We start from the raw sequence: 22,406 nt of genomic DNA, 5'->3' as shown, positions 1-22,406 counted from the left end.
GACCGTTTGGAGAATACCGGATGTTGCGCTTCGCCCTGCTCGGCTTGTTGGTCGCCACCGCTTGCTCGGCCGCGCCGCAGGACAGTGCCAAGCCATCGACCAAGGTACCGCGTAATTCGCCGCTCGAACCCGACATCAAGAATGTGCCCGCGACGACCGGCCGCGCGAATCTGGCGCCGACGCAGCCGCCGTTCACGATCACCAATATCGGCAGGTTCGACGAACCGTTCGCGATGGCGTTCATGCCCGATGGGCGGTTGCTGGTGACGGAGAAAGCCGGCCAGCTGAAGCTGCGCGCGGCCGATGGCACGGTCGTGGCCATCACCGGCGCGCCGCCGGTCGCCAAGGCCGGACAAGGCGGCTTGCTCGACGTCGCGATCGCGCCCGATTTCGCAACGAGCAAGACGATCTACCTGAGCTATGCGGAACCCGGCGCGGACGGCAGCGCACTGGCGCTGATGCGTGCGACGCTCGACGAGCCGACACACGCGCTGACCAAGACCGCGGTGATCTGGCGCTCGGGCATGAATGGCCCCGGCGGACAGTTCGGCGCCAACATCCTGTTTTCGCCCGACGGTAAGTATCTGTTCCTGAGCTCGGGCGAGCGCCAGCGCTTCACACCCGCGCAGGATCCGAACCAGGCGCTCGGCAAGATCCTGCGCCTGACGCTCGACGGCAAGGCCGCGCCGGGCAACCCGTCGTTCGATAAGGGCGGGGTCGAGGCGATGACCTGGACCACCGGGCATCGCAACCCGTACGGCATGATCTTCACGCCCGACGGGCGCCTTTGGGAAGAAGAGATGGGTCCGCGCGGCGGCGACGAGCTCAACCTGATCCTTCCGGCCAAGAATTACGGCTGGCCGATCGTCAGCAACGGCGACAATTATTCGGGCCAGATCATTCCCGATCATCCCAGCAAGCCCGAATTCGAGGCGCCCAAACTCTGGTGGAACCCGTCGATCTCGCCGGGCGGGATGATCTATTATTCGGGGGCGATGTTCCCCGAGCTGAAAGGGTCGCTGCTGATTTGCGCAATGTCCGATGCCGGCCTCGCGCACATCACGCTCAACGGCGACACCGCAACCCCGGCGCATTTCTGGGACTTCGGCACGCGGCTGCGGGACATCGCGCAGGCGCCCGACGGGTCGATCTGGCTGCTCGAGGATGGCGGCCAGGGTGCGCAGGGCCGCCTGATGCGGCTGACTCCTAGGACCTGACGATCAGGTAGTTCATGCGCGCCGCCGCGATCGGTTTGGCGGGGTCGTCCTGCCATGCGGTCGCCTCGACATTGGCGACACGCGTGCCGAGCCGCGTCACCACGCCGCGGCTGCGCGTTTCCTTGTCGCGGCCGCCGCGCATGAAATCGACCGTGACGTTGATCGGCTTGATCTCCCCCCCGCCCTCGCTCTCCAGCGCGGCATGCAAGGCGACGATCGCCGCCATCTCCATCAACCCGCTGATCGCGCCGCCATGAAGGAAGCCGGGACGGCCGAGCACTTGGGTCGCGAACGGCATCATCAGCACGGGCGCGCCGTCGTCGCCGGTTTCGGCGACCAGGCCGAGCAGGTCGGCATAAGGCGGCAGCCGCATCATCGCGGATAGCCTTCGGGCGCCATGAACGTACCGGCGACGTGCGCGAGCGGATCGTCGGGATCGCCGTCATGCGCTTGGCCCCGCACGAACGCGATCGAGCGCGTCAGCCGATAGCATTCGCCCCGCCCGATCACCGTCTTGCCCGGGGTCGCCGGCCGCAGATAATCGACCCGCAGGTCGAGCGTCGCGTGGGCTACGAACGCATCGGCGCGCAGCCACACGCCCATGCTGGTCGCCATGTCCATCAGCGACAGGATCGGCCCCGACGCGATCACGCCGGTACCGGGGTTGCCGACCAGTTTCCCGTCATAGGGCAAGGACAGCTCGGCCCAGTCGGCGCCATGCGCGTGATACTGGATGCCGAGCGCACCGCCATGGCCGAGGCCGGCACGGAAGAAGCGTTCGGGGTCGAAACCGGTGAAAGTCATCGCCCGCGCCCTAGCACGGTTGCGAGCGCCGCCAACCCCGCTTAGCGTGCCCGAAAAAGGAGGGGCGGGTGCATCCGAGCGTCCATGCCAAGGCTAATCCCGACAAGCCCGCGCTGATCGTCGCGGAGACCGGCGAGACATGGAGCTATGCCGAGCTCGACCGCCGCGCCAACCGCGTCGCGCAGCTGTTCCGCGCGCGCGACCTCGCCGTCGGCGATACGGTCGCGTATTTCCTCGACAACGTTCCGGATTATTTCGCGCTGACCTGGGGCGCGCAGCGAGCCGGGCTGTTCTATGTCTGCATCTCGTCGAAGCTGACCGCCCCCGAAGCGCACTACATCGTCGAGGATTCGGGCGCGAAACTGGTCGTCGCCTCGGCCGCTCTGTCGCACGTCGCCGAACGGCTGGGACCGATGATCGGCGACCGCGGCAAGCTGGTGCTCGGCGGCGACGTCGACGGATGGGAACGGCTCGAAGACGCGCTCGCCGCCCAGCCCGACACGCCGATCGCCGACGAGCGCGCCGGGATCGACATGCTCTATTCGTCGGGCACGACTGGGCGGCCCAAGGGCGTCCGCGTCGCGCTCCCTGAAGACCCCAACCCCGCCGCCGGCAATGTGCTGATGCAACTCGCCGCGGGGCTCTACGGGTTCGGACCCGACAGCATCTATCTCAGCCCCGCGCCGATGTATCACGCAGCACCGTTGCGCTGGTCGATGACCGTCCATCGGCTCGGCGGGACGGTGATCATGATGCAGCATTTCGATCCGCTCGCGGCGCTGGCGGTGATCGAGACCTACCGGGCCAATTGCAGCCAGTGGGTGCCGACGCATTTCGTCCGCATGCTCAAGCTCGAGCCCGACATGCGTGCGCGCCATGACATTTCCAGCATGAAGGCCGCGATCCACGCCGCCGCGCCCTGCCCGATACCGGTCAAGGAAGCGATGATCGAGTGGTGGGGGCCGGTGATCTACGAATATTATGCGGGGTCGGAGGGGAATGGCTTTACCTCGATCACGTCGGCGCAATGGCTCGAGCACAAGGGATCGGTCGGCAAACCGGCCTACGGCATCGCGCATATCTGTGGCGAGGACGGCGAGGAATTGCCGCCGGGTAGCGAGGGGCTGATCTATTTCGAGGGCGGCGGGCAGTTCGAATATCACAACGATCCGGGCAAGACCGCGGAGGCACGCAACGCGCACGGCTGGTCGACGCTCGGCGATATCGGGCGGCTGGACGAGGACGGGTTCCTGTATCTGACCGACCGCAAGAGCTTCATGATCATTTCGGGCGGGGTGAACATCTATCCGCAGGAGATCGAAAACCGCATCATCACCCATCCGCGCGTCGCCGACGTCGCGGTGATCGGCGCGCCCGATCCTGAGATGGGCGAGCGCGTCGTCGCGGTCGTGCAACCGGTCGATATGGCAGAAGCCGGGCCGGCGCTCGCGGACGAGATCACCGCATGGTGCCGCACCGAACTGTCGGGCGTGAAGATGCCGCGCCAGATCGACTTCACCGCCGAACTGCCCCGCCATCCGACGGGAAAACTCTACAAGCGCCTGCTGCGGGATCGCTATTGGGGCAACAAGGAAAGCCGCATCGTATGACACACATTGCGTCATCCCAGCGAAAGCTGGGATCTCAGGTGGGGAAATACCGCACGGGACCCCAGCGTTCGCTGGGGTGACGATTTAGGAGACTAAAATGAACGACCGCGTTTCGATCACCGTCACCGACCAGATCGCCGACGTCCGCCTGACCCGCGCCGACAAGATGAACGCGATCGATCCGGCGATGTTCGCCGCGATCGGGGCAGCGATCGACAGCCTGACCGAGCGCAAGGACGTGCGCTGCGTCGTGCTGTCGGGCGAGGGCAAGGCGTTCTGCGCGGGACTCGACATGGCGAGCATGCAGGCGGGCGGCTCCGGCACCGGGCGCGGCCGCAACGATCAGGGATCGATCCTGCCGCAGCACGTCACCTGGGGCTGGCGGCAATTGCCGATGCCGGTGATCGCCGCGGTGCATGGCGTCGCGTTCGGCGGCGGCTTCCAGATCATGTCGGGCGCCGATATCCGCATCGTCGCGCCGGGCACGCGGTTCGCGATCCGCGAAAGCTATTGGGGGCTCGTCCCCGACATGGCGGGCTGGCCGATCTGGCGCGGGCTGGTGCGCGACGACGTGCTGCGCGAATTGGCCTACACTGCGCGCGAGTTCGACGCCGACGAGGCGCTGGCCCACGGCTTCGTCACGCGCATCGCCGACGATCCGCATGCCGCTGCGATGGAACTGGCGACCGCGATCGCCGGGCGCAGCCCGCACGCGATCCGCGGTATCAAACGCCTTGCCAATGCGGCGCACGACGCCGACCCGCGCGCTTTGCTCGAAATGGAAACCGACGAGCAGGTCGCCGTCATCGGCAAGCCCAACATGATGGAAGCGGTCGCCGCCAACATGGGCAAGCGCGCGGCGGTATTTCAGGACTAACCGTAAGCGCGCGCGAAGAACACGATCGTCGTCACCCCGGTCACCAGCAGGGTCCAGACGCGCACCCATTCGGCGGGCAGTCGCTTGCCGACATGCGCGCCCGCCCAGCCGCCGATGACCGCGCCGGCCAGCATCGGCAGGCAAGCGGTCCACCGCACCATGCCGGCAGCAACGAACACGATCGCCGCCGCTAGGTTGGCGATAGCCAGCATCAGCGTCCGCGGTGCGAACAGCTCGCGCGGCGTGTGCCCGGCTAACAGGCCGTAGGTAGCGGTCGTCATCAGTCCGACCCCGCCGCCGAAATAGCCGCCATAGATGCCGAGCAGCATCTGGACGCTCAACAAGGTGTTGCGCCCGATCGTCACGCGCTGCTGCAACCAGGCCGACGCGCGCTTGCCGAACGCCAGCACGACGAACGCGTAGAGCACCAGCCAGGGAATGATGAAATCGAACGCCTTGCTCGGCGTCACCACCAGCAGCACGCTGCCAACCAGCCCGCCGGCGAACGTGATCGCCGCCAGCGTTCGGATGCCGACCCCGCCGACCGGCCCGAGCTCGTCGCGAAACGCCCAGGCGCTGGTCCCCGCGCCCGGCAGCAAGGCGACATTGCTCGTCGCGTTGGCGATATTCGCGGGCAGCCCGATCGCGAGCAGCGACGGCAGGGTCGCGAACGTCCCGCCACCCGCAAGCGCATTCATCGCCCCGCCGACGAACCCGGCCGCGAGGGCAAGCAACAGATAGGCGATCGTCACCAGCCGCTCATCGCGACCGCGCGGTGCTTTGTCCATGATGCAAAAGAGCCGCCGACCCAAGGCCGACGGCTCCCTTACGCAATACTAAAGGCGTGAGCCCTCAGGTAAAGCGAATGCGCGTGCTCGTCTTCGGACGGCGGCGCACGGCATAACCGAGCCCGGCAAAGCCGAACATCATCAGCGCCCACGACGCCGGTTCCGGCACGGCGGTCGTCGCGGTCAGATTGCCGGTGCCGTTGAAATTGCCCAGTCCTGAACCGAACGTGATGTCGTACCGAACGGTCTGCGAATAGGGCAGCGATAGGTTCAACGCGTTGGTGCCGCTCGAAACGCCCGTGCTGCCGAACGTCGCGGACTGCAGCAGCGTACCGCCGAACAGTGCATTAGCGGCGCTGTAATAGCTGCTCAGCACGACGTTCGCATTCGCGATCGTGTTCGACGTGAACGTGCTGGTCAGGAAGCCGTTGAACGCGGCCAGATCGGTCTGCGTAATATAGATGCTCAACGTCCCGGCGGTGTTGCCGGCCTGCTGGATGTTGACCGACTGGGTCAGCAGGTTGGGCTGGAGCAGGAGCGGGAAACCCGTCCCGTTGGTGTTGAAGAAGAAGCCGTTCGACGTCGTGTTGAAGTTGGCGGAGCCGATCGTCGAATCCGTCGCCACTTGCGTGATCGGGCCGCCGTTGAACGAAACGCCGATGAAAATGCCGGCCGATGCCGGACTTGCTGCCGCGATCGCCAGGGCGGACGCCGCCAGCGCGAACAGAGTACGCTTCATTACGCAACCCCTTTTACTGGAAAGCCCGCGCCCACGACCATCGTCGAGCACCGCTTTCGCTTGATGCAACGCGCAGCGCAGCCCTGACCGCGCCGACGTTATCGTCGCGTGCAAAGCGTTAACGTGCCGTAAAGGTTGCATGGTCACGAAAATTTTATTTTTGCGGCTGGCTGTCGCTGCTCATCGCTTTGGCGCGCTGCCGCGACGCTTGACCGCTTTCCGCGTGGAAAACGACACGATCTTAAGCACTTCTATACCAAGTTCGGTGCGGGTGGGTTGGATGAAAGCTGGTTTGATCTTGGCATTCGGCGCGTTGCCGCTGCTGGTTGGCTGCGGTGACGGTGGGGGAAGTAGCGGGACCGCGAGCAATGGCGGACCCGTCGTGGTCCCCGCGCCGACCCCGACGCCCGCCCCGACCGCAACGCCGGCCCCAACGCCCGCGCCCTCGCCCACACCGACGCCAACGCCAGCGCCGGTCGGTTGGGCCGCCCAGGCGGCAGCGCTGTACGACGTCCAGCCCAACGCCGCGGCCTGCACCGCCGGAACACTGAAGGCCGCGGTGAAGGCCGATTTCCTCGCCAAACTCAACGCCGTCCGCGCGCTGCACAACCTCGCCGCCGTGACCTATTCGGCGGTCGAGGACGACCAGGAGGCTGCATCCTCGTTGATGATGGCGGTCAACAAGACGCTGAGCCACACGCCGCCGACGACCTGGATTTGCTACACGGCAGGCGGCGCGACCGCGGCGGGATCGAGCAATCTGATCGGCGGCTGGGGCACCGGCCTCGGCTTCTCGACCGAGGACGATTATCTCGCCGGCTGGCTGCGCGAAAACGGCAGCGCGTCGATCGGCCACCGGCGGTGGATCCTCGATCCCTTCCTGGGCAAGGTCTCTTACGGCCGCGTCTCGCTCGTGTTGGGCGACGGCAGCCGCGCAAGCGCAGCATCGATGAAGGTCTTCAACTTCAACGGCGGCGTGTCGGTGCCGAGCGGCGTACCGGGCTTCGTCGCCTATCCCTATGGCGACTATCCGGCGCGCTATTTCCAGGCTGGCGACTATCTGTCGTTCACCGCGATCGCCAATACCGGCGGCGCGTTCGGATCGAACGGATCGATCAACTTCACCGGCGCGACGATCCGCGTGACGGGGCCGTCGGGCAACCTGACGGTGACCGACGTCGCCAGCGACAATGACGGCTACGGCGTCGCCAACAGCGTGCAATGGCACGTGACGGGATTGCAGTCGGGCGTGACCTATACCGTGACGATCAGCGGCGTGACCGGCGCGCCGCAGACCAGCTACACTTATAGCTTCAAGATCACCTAACCGAGCGCGGCGAGCTTTTCCTCGGCCTGGCGGTCGAGCTCGGCGCGGCTCTTCTTCTCGCTCGCGGTCTTGAGCTGCCCGCACGCCGCGTCGATGTCGCGACCGCGTGGCGTGCGCACCGGCGCGGAGATGCCCGCTTCGAACACGATGTTGGAAAACGCCCGCACCCGCTCCGGCGTCGAGGTGTCGTAGGGCGCGCCCGGCCAGGGATTGAACGGGATCAGGTTGACCTTGGCGGGCAGCTTGTACTTGCGGATCAGCCGGACGAGTTCGCGCGCATCCTCGTCGCTGTCGTTCTTGTCCTTCAGCATCACATACTCGAACGTGATGCGCCGCGCGTTGTTCGCGCCGGGATAGTCGGCGCACGCCTGAAGCAGTTCCTCGATCCCGTATTTGCGATTGAGCGGCACGATCTCGTCGCGGATTTCCTTCGTCACCGCGTGCAGCGACACCGCGAGGTTCACCCCGATCTCCTCGCCCGCGCGCGCCATCATCGGCACCACGCCCGAGGTCGACAGCGTGATCCGCCGTTTCGACAGCGCGAGGCCGTCGCCGTCCATCACCAGTTTCAGCGCATCGCGTACATTGTCGAAATTATAGAGCGGTTCGCCCATCCCCATCATCACGATGTTGGTAAGCATCCGCCCCTCGGGCTGGCTCGGCCATTCGCCGAGCGAATCGCGCGCCAGCATCACCTGCCCGACGATCTCCGCCGGGGTCAGGTTGCGCACCAGCCTCATCGTGCCGGTATGGCAGAACCGACAGTTGAGCGTGCAGCCGACCTGGCTCGACACGCACAGGGTCCCGCGATCGGCGTCAGGGATGAACACCATCTCGTAATCCTGCGCGTCGGGCGAGCGCAGCAGCCACTTGCGCGTGCCGTCAGTCGAGACCTGCTGCTCGACCACCTCCGGCCGGCTGATCACGAAGCGGTTGGCGAGCCAGGCGTGCAGCGTCTTCGAAATGTCGGTCATCACCGAAAAGTCGGTCGCGCCGCGATTGTAGATCCAGTGCCAGAGTTGCTTGGCGCGCAGCTTGGCCTGCTTGGGCTCGAGCTGCGACGTCTCCAGCGCCATGCGCAGGTCGTCCTTCGACAGGCCGAGCAGGTCGATGCGCCCATCGGCCCGCGGCACCACGGCGCGCGGGACGGGCACGGGATCGATGTGCCCGGGAATGGGCATGAGGGCTGACGACGCTGTCTGCATGGCGGCGCACATAGGGCAAAAGCGCAGACTTTTCTAGTGACAGCCGAGCGCGGCGAGCGTGGTGCGCATCGCCTCGTCGAGCGGGGTATGCGGCTCTACACCAATGGCCTCGACCAGCGACCGGTTGTCGAGCCGCACGGGGTTCTCCCAGAACGGCCGCATTTCGACCATTTCGCGCATCGTCGGGTTGAACAGGCCGATCAGCGGCAGCACCGCCCACGGCATCCGCCACGTCTTTACCGTACGGTCGAGCGCATGGCCGATCGATGCGGCGAAGCTTGTGCCGTCGGCATCCCAATCCCCGGCGAAATGATAGCGCACGAAGCGAGGCAGATCGTCACCCTTGTCGAGCAATCGCGCGAACGCTTCGCCGACGTCTGGCAGATAGGCCCAGGCATGGCCGACGCCCTTGCGCCCCGGCACCATCACGCGACCGACCGGTTTGCCGGGCGTGACCATGCCCTGGCTCAGCCAGCTATTGCCCGGACGCGGACCGAAGAAATCGCCGGCGCGCAGGATAACCGCTTTCACCCCCGATGCCTCGATGGCGCGCTCCATCTCGACGCGGATCGCCCCCTTATTCGTCATGGGCCGCTGCGGGTTGTCGGGCGCGATCACCGGCGAAGTGGCGGGATCGAAATTGTAGATCGTGCCGGGCAGCGCCAGGCGGGCGTCGTTGGCTTGCGCCGCCGCGATGCTATTGGCGAGCATCGGCATCACCAGCTTTTCCCAGTCGCGATAGCCGGGCGGGTTCACGGCGTGGACAATCGCATCGACACCCTTGGCGGCCGCGAGAACCGCGTCGCGGTCCATCGCATCGCCGACGATCCAATCGATCCCTTCGCCTTGTCGCGGCGTTCGGGTCAGCCCGCGCACCGACCAGCTGTGCGCGATCAACGCTCGCGCGGTCTCGCCACCGACCCCGCCGCTCGCGCCCAATACCAATGCCGTTTTCATCGTTCGTCTCCTCATCCGATGAAGGCGATATCGGCACGGCAGAGGCTAAAGAAAATTGTCGAATAGCGACAATCGGCCTATAAGAAATTAATGAGCGAAGATTGGGAACGTCACCGCGCTTTCCTAGCGGTCCTGCGCGAAGGCAGCCTATCGGGCGCGGCACGGCGGCTTGGTCTCGCGCAGCCGACAGTGCGCGGGCGGATCGCCGACCTCGAAGCCGGATTGGGAGTCGCCTTGTTCACGCGTGCGCCCGACGGGCTGGTGCCGACGGACGCCGCGTTAAGTCTGCGCCAACATGCCGAAGCGATGGAGATCGCCGCCGCCGCTTTCGCGCGCGGCGCGACGCAAGGGGCGGAAGTCGCCGGTCCGGTCCGCGTTTCGGCAAGCGACGTGATCGCGGTCGAGGTACTGCCGCCGATCCTCGCCGCGCTGCGCCGCCGTCATCCGCGCCTGGTCGTCGCGCTCAGCCCCAATAACCGTGCCGAGGACTTGCTCCGGCGGGAGGCCGACGTCGCAGTGCGAATGGTCGCACCGCAACAGGGTTCGCTGGTCGCCAGGAAGATCGGGGCGATCGAGCTCGGCCTGTTCGGCCATGCCGATCTCCTCACCGGCCGCGCGCTCCCGGCGACGATCGACGATGCTGTGGCGATCGGGTTGATCGGAGTCGAGACCGACAACGATGTCGTTCGCGCCCTACGGGCCGAAGGCATTCCGCTGCTCGACAAGGATTTTGCATTCCGATCGGACAGCGACCTCGCGCACGTCGCCGCGATCCGCGCGGGCGTGGGTGTTGGGCTATGCCAAGTGCCGCTCGCCCGGCGCGATCCAGACCTCGTCCGACTGCTGCCCGATCGTGTCAGTTTCCCCCTCCACACCTGGGTCGTGATGCATGAGGATCTGCGCACGTCCGCCCCCATCCGCGCCGTGTTCGATGCGCTTGTCGCCGGGTTACAGGCCTATCTAGCGACGGCAGGCTAGAGCCGCAGAGTCGATCGCGGAGGCGGCGCCGGACAGCGCGTAGGTGTCGGCGAACGGCGCGCCGCCGCGGCCGAGCGCTTCGACGCTGAGCGAGCGGCTCGATCGCATCGCGGCGACGATCGCGGCGTCGGTGCGCGCATCGGGCGCCCAGGCATCGGTGTCGTTCGCGATCAGATCGAACCGACGCTCGCCGATCGACAGCGTGACGCGTGCGGTGCCGGCGCGGGGACGGCTGAGATGGACGTAGAGCTGGCTACGCACGTTGCGGTCGGGCCAGGTCGCGATGCTGAGCGATCCCGCGCGTTGCGTGGGATCGACCGGCTGCGCGATCGCAAAGCACCGCGCGGGGCTGTCGTCGCGGAACGCACCCCAGCCGCCATAGACGCCGATCGTCTCGCGCGCGCCGAGCAACAAGAGCGCGAGCAGCGCGCTCACACACGCTCTCCGCCGCCGCCGATATGGACGACACTCTCGACGCCGCGTTCGATCATCACGAGCGATCCTTGCGGCAAATGCCCGGCCGCCGGTGCGCCGAACCGCTCGACGATCGGCGCGCCGGTCATCACGCCGCGCATCACGCGGCTGGAAATGCCGTGCATGATGACCAGACGATCGCCGTCGCCGCCATCGGTCTCCGCGAGCCAGCCCGACACGCGCTCGGCAATCTCATGATAGAGTTCGCCGTCGGGCGCCGACAGCAACAGGCCGCTCGGCCGGTCGATCACGTCGCCGGCCTCGGCCATCACGTCGGCATAATAGCGTCCGCCCCAGCTGCCCATGCCGATCTCGGTCAGCCGCGGATCGGTGTTCGCGTCGTGCCAGTCGAGCCCGACATGCTCGGCCATTACCGCCAGCGTCTGGAGCGCGCGCCCGGTTGGCGACGCCCACAGGGTCAGCGCCGGCTTGTCGCCCAGCAGATGATGCAGCGCCTCCCCCATCTCGTCGGCCTGCGCGAACCCGGCGCGCGTCAGCGGCGTGTGCGGCGCTTCGCCCTGCAAGCGGCCGGCGGCGTTGAAGACGGTCTCGCCGTGTCGGGCGATGAAATCGCGGCCCCGCCGGTTGGTTCGCATGGCTCCCGTTTCAACCCCCTGTGGCGCGAAAGCAACGGATTTCCGCGTTTATCTGAGGTTCATGCAACCTCCCGAGCCCTGGCGCGCTTGGCGCAACCCACCCACGGTTTCGGGTGGACTTAATGGAGTTGTTTTATGCGTAAGTTCGTTCTCGCCGCCGCCAGCCTCGCAGCTCTGGCCGCTACTCCCGCCTTCGCGCAGTCGGGTCCCCCGTCCGATCCCGACCAGGAGTTCAGCGGCCCCCGTGCCGGCATCCTGCTCGGCTATGATCGCGTCCAGCCGGGCAAGGTACCCAATTCGAATATCGACGACAGCAATTCGGCGAGCGGTCTGACCTATGGCGGCGATGTCGGCTACGACATCCAGAGCAACCGCTGGGTGTTCGGCGTCGAGGGCGAAGTGACCGGATCGACGAGCAAGGTGACGAACAATCCGTCCGCCGCCGGCGCGCTCGGCTATGGCCGGGTCAAGGCTGGCCGCGATCTCTATGCCGGCGCCCGCATCGGTTATGCGGTGGCGCCGCGCACGCTGATCTACGCGAAGGGTGGCTACACCAACCAGCGGCTCGATCTGGTCGCGTCGAACGGCACGACCGAAACCGGCCAGCACTTCAACCTCGACGGCTGGCGCGCGGGCGCGGGACTCGAGCAGAAGCTGGGCCGCAACACCTATGCCAAGCTCGAATACCGTTATTCGAACTACGGCAACGCACGGCTCGAATATCCGAACGGTGCCAACACCAACAACTTCGATGTCGATACCGACCGGCATCAGATCGTGGCCGGGCTGGGCTTCCGCTTCTAAGCGGTGAATCCCCGCAAAAGCTGTGGGAAACCGGGGTCGGAGCGCTTGCTCCGGCCCCTTTTCCGTTTAAGGAAGCAAGACGGCAAAATGCCCCCGGATTCGGTATGTCTGGCGGGAAGGAAATGGGCGCCGGCCCGGGGGTAGGTTCATGAAGGCCACGATCGAACGCGCAACGCTCCTCAAGGGGCTGAGCCATGTCCAGTCGGTGGTCGAACGCCGCAACACCATCCCGATCCTGTCGAACGTCCTGATCGATGCCACCGCCGACGGCCAGCTGAAGCTGATGGCGACCGACCTCGACCTCCAGATCAACGAAAGCGTCGCCGCCGCGGTCGATCAGCCGGGCGCGACCACCGTCTCCGCGCACACGCTGTTCGACATCGCGCGCAAGTTGCCGGAAGGGTCGCAGGTCAGCCTGTCTGCCGCCGAGGGCAAGATGACGATCGTCGCGGGCCGCGCGCGGTTCCAGCTCGGTACGCTGCCGCGCGACGACTTCCCGGTGATTGCCGAGGGCGAGCTGCCGGTGTCGTTCGAACTGCCCGCCGAAACGCTGAAGCAGATCATCGACAAGACGCGCTTCGCGATCTCGACCGAGGAAACGCGTTACTATCTGAACGGCATCTTCTGGCACGTTGCCGACGACGGCCAGCCGGTGCTCAAGGCCGCGGCGACCGACGGCCACCGCCTTGCCCGCGTCACCTTGCCGCGCCCCGACGGCGCGGAGGGCATGCCCGACATCATCATCCCGCGGAAGTGCGTCGCCGAACTGCGCAAGCTGCTCGACGAGATCGACGGATCGGTCGGCGTGTCGCTGTCGGGGTCGAAGATCCGCTTCGACATGGGCCAGGCGCTACTGACGTCGAAGCTGATCGACGGCACCTTCCCCGATTACAGCCGCGTCATCCCGACCGGCAACGACAAGATCCTGAAGATCGACCCGCGCAGCTTCGAGGAAGGCGTTGATCGCGTGTCGACCATCGCCACCGAAAAGACCCGCGCGGTGAAGATGGCGCTCGACCGCGACAAGATCACGCTGTCGGTGACCAGCCCGGAAAACGGCACCGCGGCCGAAGAGGTCCCCGGCGACTATGCGGCGCAGGGGTTCGAGATCGGCTTCAACAGCCGCTACCTGCTCGACATCCTCGGCCAGATCGAAGGCGATTCGGTCGAGGTCCATCTCGCCGACGCGAGTGCGCCGACGCTGATCCGCGAGAACGACAAGTCGCCGGCGCTGTACGTTCTGATGCCGATGCGGGTCTGAGCGAGGCGCGCAAGCTGGCTTGCAAGCCGGTGCGCGGCGCGCACGCGAAGGACCGGCCGGCGCGGCCCTGCCGCGGCCGACGGCGCGGAATTCACTTCCGCGCCCTGCTTACTCCGACAGCGCCAGTAGCTTCCGCCGCAATTCCGGCCAATCCTCGAATCCCCAGGTTTCGGGCCGCTCGATCCCGATGATCGGGTCGGCCTTCGTGCTCATCCGCTGAAATGGCACCGGCGCGCCGCCGATATAGCGGAACACCGCGACCATCGGATGCAGCGGATCGCGATCGGTCTCGTCCAGCACCACCGCCAGCCGGTCGCTGCGCAACCGTACCAGCGCGCCGGGCAGGAACGTCCCGACCACGCGGACGAACGCCCGCACCACGCGCTCGTCGAACGCGCCGCGCTCGGCCTTCAGATAATCGATCGCCTGGCTCGACGGCCATTTCTCGCCGCCCGGCGGCGGGTTCGTCGCCTTGTCGTAAAAGTCGCTGACCGCCGCCATCTGCGCGTACACGCTGATCGATCCGCCGATCAGTCCGAGCGGATAGCCGGTGCCGTCGGGGCGCTCGTGATGGTTGTGGCACACATCGAGCACGATATCGGGCATGTCGGGCATCGCCCTGAGGATGTCGTAGCCGCGCTGCGGATGCTCCCGCAGCAGCGCGTCGTCCTGCGCCGACAACCGGCCCCGCCGCTCGAGCAGTTCCTGCGGCAACGTCGCCTTGCCGATATCGTGCAACAAGCCGGCCAGCCCCGCGTCGCGGACCAGTTCCGGGCTGAGCTGCAGTTCCTGCGCCAGCGCGATCATCCAGCCGCACACCGCGACCGAATGGAGATAAGTCTGTTCGTGCCGCTCGCGCAGCCGTGTGATACTCGGCAAGGCCAGCGGATCGCGAACCAGCGACGCCGTCACGGCATCGACGATCTCGACCAGCTCGGTCGTCTCGAGCGGCTTGCCCGCCTGCACCGCCGCGAACGATTCGGCCATCGCCTCGCGCCCGGCGCCGATGATCGCGATTGCCCGCGCGCGCTCTTCCTGATGCGATGCGGGTCGCGCGCGAAGATGAAGCTCGCGCGCCTTGCCGAACGCCGGCCGCGGACGGGCAGCAGCAGGCTGAACCGGTTCCGACCCGCGCCAATCGCCGGAAAGAAAGGCGCGGTCGTCGTCCATTACCGCAAAGTTCTCCGTCCGCTGGTGTGATCAATAACTTGTATCAGCCCGCGGCCGTAACGGACGATCACCTAGATCAATTGCAAAAATCGGACAGAAACCGGGGGTTAAGCGGTTTTGCGCATGAAGGGCTTGACCGAACCTCCCGTTTCGCTTACTAACATTAATGTCAGTAAGGAATCAGACCGATGGCCGCTAAGCTCCCTCCCTTCCCCGGCACGACCGGACGCCGCGACTGGAAGACCGCGTTCGACGCGATCAAGAAGCTGCTCGCGAACGGCGACGACACGACGCAGGTGTTCCGCATCATGCGCGCGCTCAACGTCGGCAATGCGCCGATGAACTATGCCAAGTTCATCGCCACGGCCGAGGGCGGGCGGATGGCGTACGAGCGGCACGAGCTGGCGCAGGTCTTCTCGCAGCCCGGCTACGCCAAGCAGTTCGCGCCCGGCACCGTCGGCGCGGCATACAATCACTTCCTCGAATCGACGGGTTATTCGGCCGACGGCCTTGCCGACGTGTCGAAGATCAACAACGAGGAAGACATGCGCCACCCTTATGCCTGGTTCGGGCGGCGGGTGCGCGACACGCACGACATCTGGCACGTGCTGACCGGCTACAAGGCCGACGAGAGCATGGGCGAAGCGGCGCTGGTCGCGTTCAGTTATGCGCAGGTCGGCGGGCTCGGCTGGGCCTTCATCGGCGGCGCCGCCGCCCTCAAGAGCCGCAAGGTGACGGGCAATAACCTGTTCATGAAGGCGGTCTGGGAAGGCTATCAGCGCGGCAAGAAGGCCAAGTGGATTTCGGGCGAGGATTACGAAGCCCTGATGCACGAGCCGCTCGATGTCGCGCGTCAGCGGCTCGGTCTGGGTGAACCGGTCGCCTATCTCAAGGCGCAGCGCGAACTGGGTGAGCTCGCCTCGTACATGAGCGCGCCCAAGGTCGAGACGCCCGCGATGCCGGAGAAACTCGCGGCCTGACGTTCTTTGCGCCGCTCACGCGGCCGTCGCTGTTTCAGCTTTACTGAAACAGCCGCTACAGACGCCGCGATGCTGTCGCGCCTGGTCCTGACCGATTTCCGCAATCACGCCGAAGCCGTGCTCCACCCGGGGCGCGGCTTTGTCGTGCTGACCGGGGATAACGGCGCGGGCAAGACCAACGTGCTGGAGGCGGTGTCGCTGCTCGCCCCGGGCCGCGGGCTGCGACGCGCGCCGCTGTCGGACATGGCACGGCAGGGCGGCGCGGGCGGGTTCGGCGTGGCGACGACGCTTTTCCCCTCCCGCTTGCGGGAGGGGTTAGGGGAGGGCGTGTCCTTTGCCCCGTCGTCTAAGGACTTGGCGGAACCCCTCCCCAACCCCTCCCGCAAGCAGGAGGGGGAGTCACAAGTCGGCACCGGCACCCTGGCAACCGCGCCCGAGCGCCGGATCGTCCGCATCAACGGCGCGACCGCCGCCGCGACCGCGCTCGCCGAATGGCTGACGGTGCTGTGGCTGACCCCGGCGATGGACCGGCTGTTCGTCGAGCCCGCGGGCGAGCGGCGGCGGTTCCTCGATCGGCTGACACTGGCGCTGCGCCCCGATCATGCGGGCCACGCCAACCGCTACGAAGCGGCGATGCGCGCGCGCAACCGCTTGCTTGCCGAGGACGGACCGCATGACGATGCGTGGCTGAGCGCGCTCGAGGCGCAGATGGCCGAGCATGGCGCGGCGATCGACGCCGCCCGGCGCGAGACGGTGGCGCGGCTGGGCGAGCGGCTCGCCGATCAACCGGCCGGGCCGTTCGCCCGTGCCGGTCTGGCACTGGAGGGGTGGACCGACACCGGCACGCTCGCCGCCGATCTGGCGCAAGGCCGCCGCCGCGACGCCGCCGCCGGGCGTACGCTGGCCGGGCCGCATCGCAGCGACCTCGCGGTTACGCATCTCGAAAAGCAGCAACCCGCCGCTCTGTGCTCGACCGGCGAGCAGAAGGCGTTGTTGCTCGGGCTCGTCCTCGCGCACGCCGAACTCACCGCCGCGCGCACCGGCCGCGCCCCCGTTTTGCTACTCGACGAAGTCGCCGCGCATCTCGACCCGTCGCGCCGCGCCGCGTTGTTCGATCGGCTGGCCGCGACCGGCGGTCAGGTGTGGATGACCGGCACCGAGCGCTCGCCGTTCGACGGCATCGGTCAGGCCAGCTGGTACGACGTCGCCGACGGGCGGATCACAGCCCGATCTTAGCCGCCAGCCAGCGCGCGGCCGCATCGGGACTGGCCTTCGCCGTGTCGCGATCGACCATGTAGTTCGCCTCGCGCATCGCCGCGACGTCGATGCGGCCGATGAGCGGGCGGAGCACGGCCAAGAACTTCGCATTCTTCGCGAACCGCGGCGAGATCGTCAGGATCGCGTCGTAGTTCGGGATCGCATGCTTCGGATCGGCCAGCACGACCAATTTGTCCGCCGCGATCCGCCCATCGGAAGTATAGGCGGAAATGACGTCGGCGCGACCGCCTGCCAGCGCACGGTACATGAAGGTCGGGCTGTACGCGTTCGCCGCGCGGAAGCGGATCGGATAGGCCGCCTTCACCGCTTTCCACTCGGGGCGTTCGAGGAATTCGGGGTCGCTCGCGAACGACAGATCGTCGGCCTTTGCCGCGAGATCGTCGAGGCTGACGACGCCCAACGCTCGCGCCCGGTCGCCGCGCATCGCGAAGCAATAGGCATTTTCGAACCCCAGCCGACCGAGCAGGTTGAGGCCTTTTTTCGCTTCCCACGCGCCGATCGCCGCCAGCATCGCATCGCGCGGCACATTGTCGCCGCGCTTCATCTCGTTGGTCCAGATCGTGCCGGTATAGTCGATCGCGACATCGACATCGCTCGACGTCAGCGCGGCGAACATCACGCCCGACCCCAGCCCCTCCTTATACTGGACGTGATACCCCGCCGCTTCCAGCCGATGCCCGACCAATCGCGACAGGATATATTGCTCCGAAAAGCCCTTCGCGCCGATCACGACGGTCGGTTTCGACGCCGGCAGCATCGGCGCCAGCGCGACCAGGATGCCCGCGGCGAGCAATCCGAGCGCGACCCACACGCGACCGCGTTTGCGCTGGGCGATACCGTGCTCGATCACGCCGAGCAGCGCATCGACCGCCAGCGCGAGTGCCGCCGCGGCGAAGCAGCCCGCGAGTACCAGCGCCCAATTCTGCGTCTGCAACCCGGCGAAGATCATGTCGCCCAGGCTCGGCTGGCCGACCGTGGTGGAGAGCGTCGCCGCGCCGATCGTCCACACCGCCGCCGTCCGGATCCCCGCCATCAGGACCGGCGCGACCAACGGCGCCTCGACCAGCCGGAGCTTCTGCCCTGCGGTCATGCCGACGCCGTCGGCCGCCTCGATCACCGCCGGATCGATCCCCGCGAGCCCGGTCACGCCGTTCCGCAAGATCGGCAGCAGCGCGTACAACGTCAGCGCAAGCAGCGACGGCAGGAAACCGAGCGCCGGAATACCCCCGCCCACCAATGTCGAGAGCGACAGCAGCAGCGGGTAGAACAGTGCCAGCAACGCGAGGCTCGGAATCGTCTGGACCAGGCTGGCGAACCCCAACGCCACCCGCCCGACGACGGGCACGCGCGCCGACAGCACCGCGAGCGGCAGGCTCAACACGATGCCCAGCACCAGCGCCGCCATCGCCAGCAACAGATGCTGCGCCAGCAGGTCCGGCGCGCGGCCGAGCGCTTCGAGGAAGTCGCTCACGCCCCTGCCTCCAGCGCGGACAATCGCCGCATCTGGTCGCGCGGCACCGCGACCAGCGCCTGCGCGGCCTCCCCGCCTTCGCCCGCCAGCAACGCCTTGGGCGTCGCGTCGGCGACGATCCGGCCCTGGTCCATCACCAGCACGCGGGTCGCGAGGATCAGCGCCTCCGCCATGTCGTGCGTGACCATGATCGTGGTCAGCCCGAGCCGATCGTGCAGGTCGCGGATCGCGGTGCCGAGCTGATCGCGCGTCACCGGGTCGAGCGCCCCGAACGGCTCGTCCATCAGCAGCAGCTTGGGCTCGGTCGCCAGCGCCCGCGCCACCCCGACCCGCTGGCGCTGCCCGCCCGACAAGGCATCCGGCATCCGCGCGGCGAAATCGGCGGGCAGATCGACCAGCGCCAGCAATTCGGCGACGCGATCCGCGGTCGCCTTCTGCCCCTCCAGCCGCAAGCCGATCGCGACATTCTCCGCGACGGTCATGTGTGGGAACAGCCCGATATTCTGGAACACGTAGCCGATCCGCCGTCGCAGCCGGAACGGGTCGCCCGCCGTCACGTCCGCGCCGTCGATCGCGACCGATCCCGCGCTCGGTTCGATCAGGCGGTTGATCGTCTTCAGCAGCGTCGATTTGCCCGACCCCGAACTGCCGACCAGGGCGACGAAACTGCCCCCGGCGACCTGTAGCGTGACATTGTCGACGGCCGTCGTGCCGCCCGCATAGCTCTTGGTCACCCCATTCAGGGTCACCGAAGGGCCGGCGGTTTGCGAAGACACTGGCATCCGGCGCGACGATGCGGGATGACGGGGCAAACGACAAGACAATCAGGGAGGCCCGGCGAATGGCAACCAAGGCGATCTTCATCACCGGCGGCGGGTCGGGCATCGGCCAGGCGGTCGCAATACGCTTTGCGCGCGAAGGCTGGCGCGTCGGACTGGCCGACGTCAACGCGAGCGGGCTGCGCGAGACGGCGGCGATGCTGCCCGCGGGGATGGTCGACACCTACACGATGGACGTCCGCGACCGCGACGCATGGAAGGCGAACCTCGACGACTTCACCGGCAAGTCCGGCGGGCGGCTCGACGTACTATTTAACAATGCCGGGATCGGCACGGGCGGCCCGATCGCGCAGATGAGTTTCGAGGACATGGACCGCGTCGTGTCGATCAACCTGGGCGGCGTGCTGAACGGCGCGAAGATCGGCCATGCCTATCTCGCGAAGACGCCCGGATCGTGCCTGCTCAACACCGCCAGCGCCTCGGCGATCTACGGCACGTCCGGGCTGGTCGTCTATTCGGCGACCAAGTTCGGCGTCCGCGCCTTGACCGAAGGGCTCGACGGCGAATGGTATGGCGACGGCATCAAGGTCCGCGACCTGATCCCCGGCTTCATCGACACGCCGCTGTTGCAGGGGCCGATCGAGGGCAGCAACCAGAACATTCGTGAGGTGGTCACCGGCGCGGGGCTGGAACTGACCAGCGCCGCCGACGTCGCCGAAGCGGCGTGGCGCGCGGTCCATGGCGACGACGTCCACACCTATGTCGGCAAGACCGCGTTTCGGCTCAAGTTCGCGGCGAAATGGCTGCCGAAGCGGATCCGCCAGCAGATGCGTCGGGGGATCGCGGCGCCGCAATAATTCCTCCCTGCGCGAAGCGTGGGGAGGGGGACCATCGCGCAGCGATGGTGGAGGGGCGACGCGCGAAGCGCGGCGATGCCGCGTCCCCTCCACCGCTTCGCGGTCCCCCTCCCCATCTGCGATGGGGAGGATTTAATCCACCAGACTATCGATCGCCTCGGCCATGGCGACGTCGCGCGCCGACAGGCCGCCGGCGTCGTGCGTCGTCAGCACGATATCGACCCGGTTCCATACGTTCGACCATTCGGGATGGTGATCGGCTTTTTCCGCGAGCAACGCGACACGCGTCATGAACGCGAACGCTTCGCTGAAATCGGCGAAGGTGAAGCTGCGCGAGATCGCGTCGCGGCCCTCGTCATAGTCCCATTCGTCGAGCTCATCAAGCGCGTCGGCGCGTTCGTCCTCGCTCAATTGCTCGACCATCGCCGCTCTCCCTTGCTTGCCGCACGTCCTTCGCTCGGACTATGCCGAGCCGCATGAGCGGGCAAGAGCAACGCGCGCCGAGCGCTGAGGAGATCGAGGCGATCGCGCGCGCCACGCTGGCGTCGCTGCCGCCGCAATTCGCCGCGCATCTCGGCAACGTCGTGCTGATCGTCGAGAATTATGCCGATGACGAGACGCTCGACGCGCTGGGCATCGACGATCCCTACGATCTGACCGGCGTCTATCACGGCCGCCCGATCGGGGAGAAATCGTCGATGGATTCGGGCGCGCCGCCCGACCGCATCCACCTTTATCGCCGCGCAATCCTCGACGAGTGGGTGGCAGACGGCGAGGATCTGGCGACGCTCGTCCGCCATGTCGTGATCCATGAGGTGGGGCATCATTTCGGGCTGTCGGACGCCGACATGCACGGCCTCGAGGACGAGGCTTGAGCCTGCTCGTGTTCCGCGACGTCACGTGCGAGCGCGGCGGACGCGTGCTGTTCGAAGGACTGTCGTTCGCGCTGGAACCGGGCGGCGCGGCGCTGGTCACCGGCCCGAATGGCGCGGGCAAGTCCAGTCTGATCCGTGTGGCTGCGGGACTGTTGCGGCCTGCCGCAGGGGCGGTCGAGGGTGAAGCACCACGCGCCTTACTGACCGAGGTGGCATCGCTCGACGAGGAACTGCCGCTGGCCGAGGCGCTCGGGTTCTGGGCGCGGATCGATGGTCGCGCTGACGCGGTAGCCGACGCGCTGATAAAGACGGCACTGAGCGACCTCGCCGAGGTGCCGGTGCGCTTGCTCTCGACCGGCCAACGCCGCCGCGCCGCCTTCGCACGCGTCGTCGCCAGCGGCGCGCCGGTCTGGTTGCTCGACGAGCCGGCCAATGGCCTGGACAGCGCGGCGTTGGCACGGTTGGAGGACGCCATCGCCCGTCACCGCGCCAATGGCGGCGGTGTACTCATCGCTAGTCACACGCAGATTGCTTTGCCGGACGCCAAGCCCATCCACCTGCCGTTCCCCGGCGAAGGCCGGGGTCCAGTTGCGACCGGCCCGATACTGGTCCCCGGCCTTCGCCGGGGAAGCGATTGATGGGGGCCTTTCGCTCTTTGATCCTCCGCGACGTCCGCCGCGCCTGGATCGGCGGCGGCGCTTTGCTGCCGGTCGCGTTCTTCCTGCTCGTCGCGATCCTGTTTCCGTTCGCCGTCGGCCCCGATGCCGCCTTGCTCGCGCGCGTCGGAGGTGGCGTGTTGTGGGCGGCGACCCTGCTCGCCGCGCTGATCCCGGTCGAGCGGCTGGTGGCGCCCGATCTGGCGAGCGGAGTGATCGACCAATTGCTGGTGCGCGGGCAATCGGCGGCGACAATCGCCTTGGCCAAGCTGGTCGCGCACTGGCTGAGCTTCGCGCCGCCGATCCTGATCGCCGTGCTCCTCGCCGCGGCGTTGCTCGACCTACCGCACGACACCCTGATCCGCGTCGAAATCGGCCTGCTGATCGGCACGCCCGGCCTCGCCGCGCTCGCGCTGGCGGTCGGTGCGCTGACCGCGACGTTGCGCGGTGCGGGGGCGCTGGCGGGCCTGCTGATCCTGCCGCTCGCGATCCCGTTGCTGATCTTCGGCGCGGGGAGCCTCGACGGTGGGACCGGGGCGCTAAAGCTGCTGGCAGCAGTCAGCCTGCTGCTCGTTGCGGGTGCGCCCCTCGTCGCCGGCGCCGCAATCCGGGCCAGTCTCGATTAACGTTGCAATGTAGGATTTCGCCTGGCAGCGTCAGCGCGGTATTCGAGGCTTTGTCATTTAAGTTCAGAGAGATACGA

General features: G+C 67.2%; 25 protein-coding genes. 13 read left to right on the top strand and 12 right to left on the bottom strand.

Annotation, left to right across the window (positions count from 1 at the left end; all coding sequences use genetic code 11):
• The first annotated feature begins 20 nt into the window (after window positions 1–20).
• Window positions 21–1,217, top strand: coding sequence for a PQQ-dependent sugar dehydrogenase (locus tag FPZ24_RS00810; RefSeq protein ID WP_146569274.1), 1,197 nt, complete (start codon window positions 21–23; stop codon window positions 1,215–1,217).
• Here the strand turns inward: FPZ24_RS00810 and FPZ24_RS00805 are convergent.
• Together FPZ24_RS00805 and FPZ24_RS00800 are read right to left on the bottom strand one after the other, a co-directional pair.
• The gene (locus FPZ24_RS00805) at window positions 1,207–1,590 is read right to left on the bottom strand and encodes a PaaI family thioesterase (protein WP_146574044.1); all 384 of its coding nucleotides are present in this window, start codon (window positions 1,588–1,590) and stop codon (window positions 1,207–1,209) included. The genes FPZ24_RS00810 and FPZ24_RS00805 overlap by 11 nt on opposite strands.
• Window positions 1,590–2,021 carry a PaaI family thioesterase gene (locus tag FPZ24_RS00800; protein WP_146569273.1) on the bottom strand — a complete coding sequence of 144 codons (432 nt, stop codon included), beginning with the start codon at window positions 2,019–2,021 and terminating at the stop codon, window positions 1,590–1,592. The genes FPZ24_RS00805 and FPZ24_RS00800 overlap by 1 nt, the downstream gene beginning before the upstream one ends.
• Before the next feature lie 68 nt (window positions 2,022–2,089).
• Here FPZ24_RS00800 and FPZ24_RS00795 point away from each other — a divergent pair, with 68 nt between their 5' ends.
• Both FPZ24_RS00795 and FPZ24_RS00790 read left to right on the top strand, forming a co-directional pair.
• On the top strand, window positions 2,090–3,631 hold the full coding sequence (locus tag FPZ24_RS00795) for an acyl-CoA synthetase (protein WP_146569272.1): 1,542 nt from the start codon (window positions 2,090–2,092) through the stop codon (window positions 3,629–3,631).
• 97 nt (window positions 3,632–3,728) lie between these two features.
• Complete coding sequence (locus tag FPZ24_RS00790; protein ID WP_146569271.1) at window positions 3,729–4,508, top strand: crotonase/enoyl-CoA hydratase family protein; 780 nt, start codon at window positions 3,729–3,731, stop codon at window positions 4,506–4,508.
• Here the strand turns inward: FPZ24_RS00790 and FPZ24_RS00785 are convergent.
• Both FPZ24_RS00785 and FPZ24_RS00780 read right to left on the bottom strand, forming a co-directional pair.
• Window positions 4,505–5,260: a sulfite exporter TauE/SafE family protein gene (locus FPZ24_RS00785; RefSeq protein ID WP_240047554.1), complete on the bottom strand. Its 756-nt coding sequence runs from the start codon at window positions 5,258–5,260 to the stop codon at window positions 4,505–4,507. The genes FPZ24_RS00790 and FPZ24_RS00785 overlap by 4 nt on opposite strands.
• 100 nt (window positions 5,261–5,360) lie before the next feature.
• The gene (locus tag FPZ24_RS00780; protein WP_186728955.1) at window positions 5,361–6,035 is read right to left on the bottom strand and encodes a PEPxxWA-CTERM sorting domain-containing protein; all 675 of its coding nucleotides are present in this window, start codon (window positions 6,033–6,035) and stop codon (window positions 5,361–5,363) included.
• A gap of 280 nt (window positions 6,036–6,315) precedes the next feature.
• Here FPZ24_RS00780 and FPZ24_RS16985 point away from each other — a divergent pair, with 280 nt between their 5' ends.
• Window positions 6,316–7,362, top strand: a complete 1,047-nt coding sequence (locus tag FPZ24_RS16985; protein WP_186728954.1) for a CAP domain-containing protein — start codon at window positions 6,316–6,318, stop codon at window positions 7,360–7,362.
• Here the strand turns inward: FPZ24_RS16985 and rlmN are convergent.
• Window positions 7,359–8,543, bottom strand: a complete 1,185-nt coding sequence (gene rlmN / locus FPZ24_RS00770) for a dual-specificity RNA methyltransferase RlmN (RefSeq protein WP_146569268.1) — start codon at window positions 8,541–8,543, stop codon at window positions 7,359–7,361. The genes FPZ24_RS16985 and rlmN overlap by 4 nt on opposite strands.
• A gap of 57 nt (window positions 8,544–8,600) precedes the next feature.
• The gene (locus tag FPZ24_RS00765; protein ID WP_240047553.1) at window positions 8,601–9,524 is read right to left on the bottom strand and encodes an NAD(P)H-binding protein; all 924 of its coding nucleotides are present in this window, start codon (window positions 9,522–9,524) and stop codon (window positions 8,601–8,603) included.
• Between the two features lie 90 nt (window positions 9,525–9,614).
• Between FPZ24_RS00765 and FPZ24_RS00760 the strand changes: the two genes are divergently transcribed.
• Window positions 9,615–10,502, top strand: coding sequence for a LysR family transcriptional regulator (locus FPZ24_RS00760; protein ID WP_146569266.1), 888 nt, complete (start codon window positions 9,615–9,617; stop codon window positions 10,500–10,502).
• On the opposite strand, the gene FPZ24_RS00755 is transcribed toward FPZ24_RS00760, so the two are convergent.
• Together FPZ24_RS00755 and FPZ24_RS00750 are read right to left on the bottom strand one after the other, a co-directional pair.
• A complete protein-coding gene (locus tag FPZ24_RS00755; protein ID WP_146569265.1) occupies window positions 10,485–10,937 on the bottom strand; it encodes a hypothetical protein in 453 nt (150 codons plus the stop codon). The genes FPZ24_RS00760 and FPZ24_RS00755 overlap by 18 nt on opposite strands.
• The gene (locus FPZ24_RS00750) at window positions 10,934–11,572 is read right to left on the bottom strand and encodes a histidine phosphatase family protein (protein WP_146569264.1); all 639 of its coding nucleotides are present in this window, start codon (window positions 11,570–11,572) and stop codon (window positions 10,934–10,936) included. The genes FPZ24_RS00755 and FPZ24_RS00750 overlap by 4 nt, the downstream gene beginning before the upstream one ends.
• Before the next feature lie 135 nt (window positions 11,573–11,707).
• On the opposite strand from FPZ24_RS00750, the gene FPZ24_RS00745 reads away from it, so the two are divergent.
• Both FPZ24_RS00745 and dnaN read left to right on the top strand, forming a co-directional pair.
• The gene (locus FPZ24_RS00745) at window positions 11,708–12,376 is read left to right on the top strand and encodes an outer membrane protein (RefSeq protein WP_146569263.1); all 669 of its coding nucleotides are present in this window, start codon (window positions 11,708–11,710) and stop codon (window positions 12,374–12,376) included.
• 148 nt (window positions 12,377–12,524) lie between these two features.
• Window positions 12,525–13,637, top strand: coding sequence for a DNA polymerase III subunit beta (gene dnaN / locus FPZ24_RS00740; RefSeq protein WP_146569262.1), 1,113 nt, complete (start codon window positions 12,525–12,527; stop codon window positions 13,635–13,637).
• 108 nt (window positions 13,638–13,745) lie between these two features.
• Here the strand turns inward: dnaN and FPZ24_RS00735 are convergent, their stop codons facing one another.
• Window positions 13,746–14,807 carry an HD-GYP domain-containing protein gene (locus FPZ24_RS00735; RefSeq protein WP_146569261.1) on the bottom strand — a complete coding sequence of 354 codons (1,062 nt, stop codon included), beginning with the start codon at window positions 14,805–14,807 and terminating at the stop codon, window positions 13,746–13,748.
• Between the two features lie 188 nt (window positions 14,808–14,995).
• Here FPZ24_RS00735 and FPZ24_RS00730 point away from each other — a divergent pair, with 188 nt between their 5' ends.
• Together FPZ24_RS00730 and recF are read left to right on the top strand one after the other, a co-directional pair.
• Window positions 14,996–15,787 (top strand): Coq4 family protein, encoded by a 792-nt coding sequence (locus FPZ24_RS00730; RefSeq protein WP_146569260.1) that lies wholly within the window; start codon window positions 14,996–14,998, stop codon window positions 15,785–15,787.
• 69 nt (window positions 15,788–15,856) lie between these two features.
• A complete protein-coding gene (gene recF, locus FPZ24_RS00725) occupies window positions 15,857–17,023 on the top strand; it encodes a DNA replication/repair protein RecF (protein ID WP_146569259.1) in 1,167 nt (388 codons plus the stop codon).
• On the opposite strand, the gene FPZ24_RS00720 is transcribed toward recF, so the two are convergent.
• Window positions 17,007–18,536, bottom strand: a complete 1,530-nt coding sequence (locus FPZ24_RS00720; protein WP_240047552.1) for an ABC transporter permease/substrate-binding protein — start codon at window positions 18,534–18,536, stop codon at window positions 17,007–17,009. The two genes, recF and FPZ24_RS00720, sit on opposite strands and share 17 nt — an antisense overlap.
• Window positions 18,533–19,318 carry an ATP-binding cassette domain-containing protein gene (locus FPZ24_RS00715; protein WP_146569258.1) on the bottom strand — a complete coding sequence of 262 codons (786 nt, stop codon included), beginning with the start codon at window positions 19,316–19,318 and terminating at the stop codon, window positions 18,533–18,535. Before FPZ24_RS00715 ends, FPZ24_RS00720 begins: the two co-directional genes overlap by 4 nt.
• A 59-nt stretch (window positions 19,319–19,377) precedes the next feature.
• On the opposite strand from FPZ24_RS00715, the gene FPZ24_RS00710 reads away from it, so the two are divergent.
• The gene (locus FPZ24_RS00710; RefSeq protein ID WP_146569257.1) at window positions 19,378–20,172 is read left to right on the top strand and encodes an SDR family oxidoreductase; all 795 of its coding nucleotides are present in this window, start codon (window positions 19,378–19,380) and stop codon (window positions 20,170–20,172) included.
• Between the two features lie 132 nt (window positions 20,173–20,304).
• On the opposite strand, the gene FPZ24_RS00705 is transcribed toward FPZ24_RS00710, so the two are convergent.
• Complete coding sequence (locus FPZ24_RS00705; protein ID WP_146569256.1) at window positions 20,305–20,595, bottom strand: 4a-hydroxytetrahydrobiopterin dehydratase; 291 nt, start codon at window positions 20,593–20,595, stop codon at window positions 20,305–20,307.
• Between the two features lie 53 nt (window positions 20,596–20,648).
• On the opposite strand from FPZ24_RS00705, the gene FPZ24_RS00700 reads away from it, so the two are divergent.
• Genes FPZ24_RS00700 through FPZ24_RS00690 form a run of 3 tightly spaced genes read left to right on the top strand, consistent with a single transcriptional unit; the run spans window position 20,649 to window position 22,329 of the window.
• Entirely contained in the window at window positions 20,649–21,047 is a 399-nt protein-coding gene (locus tag FPZ24_RS00700; RefSeq protein ID WP_146569255.1) for a metallopeptidase family protein, read from the top strand.
• The gene (ccmA, locus tag FPZ24_RS00695) at window positions 21,044–21,685 is read left to right on the top strand and encodes a heme ABC exporter ATP-binding protein CcmA (protein ID WP_146569254.1); all 642 of its coding nucleotides are present in this window, start codon (window positions 21,044–21,046) and stop codon (window positions 21,683–21,685) included. Before FPZ24_RS00700 ends, ccmA begins: the two co-directional genes overlap by 4 nt.
• Window positions 21,685–22,329: a heme exporter protein CcmB gene (locus FPZ24_RS00690; RefSeq protein WP_146569253.1), complete on the top strand. Its 645-nt coding sequence runs from the start codon at window positions 21,685–21,687 to the stop codon at window positions 22,327–22,329. Before ccmA ends, FPZ24_RS00690 begins: the two co-directional genes overlap by 1 nt.
• The last annotated feature ends 77 nt before the right edge of the window (window positions 22,330–22,406 follow it).

The sequence above is a fragment of the Sphingomonas panacisoli genome, from assembly GCF_007859635.1.
Taxonomy (GTDB): Bacteria; Pseudomonadota; Alphaproteobacteria; order Sphingomonadales; family Sphingomonadaceae; genus Sphingomonas; species Sphingomonas panacisoli.
Note: the sequence above shows the minus strand (reverse complement) of the source record. Positions and strands in the feature narration are given on the sequence as shown.

Excerpts from the sequence above, each read along its gene's own strand:
- FPZ24_RS00765 (WP_240047553.1), bottom strand. The coding sequence starts at position 9,524 with ATGAAAACGGCATTGGTATTGGGCGCGAGCGGCGGGGTCGGTGGCGAG.
- FPZ24_RS00745 (WP_146569263.1), top strand. The coding sequence starts at position 11,708 with ATGCGTAAGTTCGTTCTCGCCGCCGCCAGCCTCGCAGCTCTGGCCGCT.
- dnaN (WP_146569262.1), top strand. The coding sequence starts at position 12,525 with ATGAAGGCCACGATCGAACGCGCAACGCTCCTCAAGGGGCTGAGCCAT.
- rlmN (WP_146569268.1), bottom strand. The coding sequence starts at position 8,543 with ATGCCCATTCCCGGGCACATCGATCCCGTGCCCGTCCCGCGCGCCGTG.
- FPZ24_RS00760 (WP_146569266.1), top strand. The coding sequence starts at position 9,615 with ATGAGCGAAGATTGGGAACGTCACCGCGCTTTCCTAGCGGTCCTGCGC.
- FPZ24_RS00710 (WP_146569257.1), top strand. The coding sequence starts at position 19,378 with ATGGCAACCAAGGCGATCTTCATCACCGGCGGCGGGTCGGGCATCGGC.
- FPZ24_RS00800 (WP_146569273.1), bottom strand. The coding sequence starts at position 2,021 with ATGACTTTCACCGGTTTCGACCCCGAACGCTTCTTCCGTGCCGGCCTC.
- FPZ24_RS00690 (WP_146569253.1), top strand. The coding sequence starts at position 21,685 with ATGGGGGCCTTTCGCTCTTTGATCCTCCGCGACGTCCGCCGCGCCTGG.
- FPZ24_RS00735 (WP_146569261.1), bottom strand. The coding sequence starts at position 14,807 with ATGGACGACGACCGCGCCTTTCTTTCCGGCGATTGGCGCGGGTCGGAA.
- FPZ24_RS00790 (WP_146569271.1), top strand. The coding sequence starts at position 3,729 with ATGAACGACCGCGTTTCGATCACCGTCACCGACCAGATCGCCGACGTC.
- FPZ24_RS16985 (WP_186728954.1), top strand. The coding sequence starts at position 6,316 with ATGAAAGCTGGTTTGATCTTGGCATTCGGCGCGTTGCCGCTGCTGGTT.
- FPZ24_RS00810 (WP_146569274.1), top strand. The coding sequence starts at position 21 with ATGTTGCGCTTCGCCCTGCTCGGCTTGTTGGTCGCCACCGCTTGCTCG.
- FPZ24_RS00780 (WP_186728955.1), bottom strand. The coding sequence starts at position 6,035 with ATGAAGCGTACTCTGTTCGCGCTGGCGGCGTCCGCCCTGGCGATCGCG.
- FPZ24_RS00805 (WP_146574044.1), bottom strand. The coding sequence starts at position 1,590 with ATGCGGCTGCCGCCTTATGCCGACCTGCTCGGCCTGGTCGCCGAAACC.
- FPZ24_RS00750 (WP_146569264.1), bottom strand. The coding sequence starts at position 11,572 with ATGCGAACCAACCGGCGGGGCCGCGATTTCATCGCCCGACACGGCGAG.
- FPZ24_RS00715 (WP_146569258.1), bottom strand. The coding sequence starts at position 19,318 with ATGCCAGTGTCTTCGCAAACCGCCGGCCCTTCGGTGACCCTGAATGGG.
- FPZ24_RS00700 (WP_146569255.1), top strand. The coding sequence starts at position 20,649 with ATGAGCGGGCAAGAGCAACGCGCGCCGAGCGCTGAGGAGATCGAGGCG.
- FPZ24_RS00730 (WP_146569260.1), top strand. The coding sequence starts at position 14,996 with ATGGCCGCTAAGCTCCCTCCCTTCCCCGGCACGACCGGACGCCGCGAC.
- FPZ24_RS00705 (WP_146569256.1), bottom strand. The coding sequence starts at position 20,595 with ATGGTCGAGCAATTGAGCGAGGACGAACGCGCCGACGCGCTTGATGAG.
- recF (WP_146569259.1), top strand. The coding sequence starts at position 15,857 with ATGCTGTCGCGCCTGGTCCTGACCGATTTCCGCAATCACGCCGAAGCC.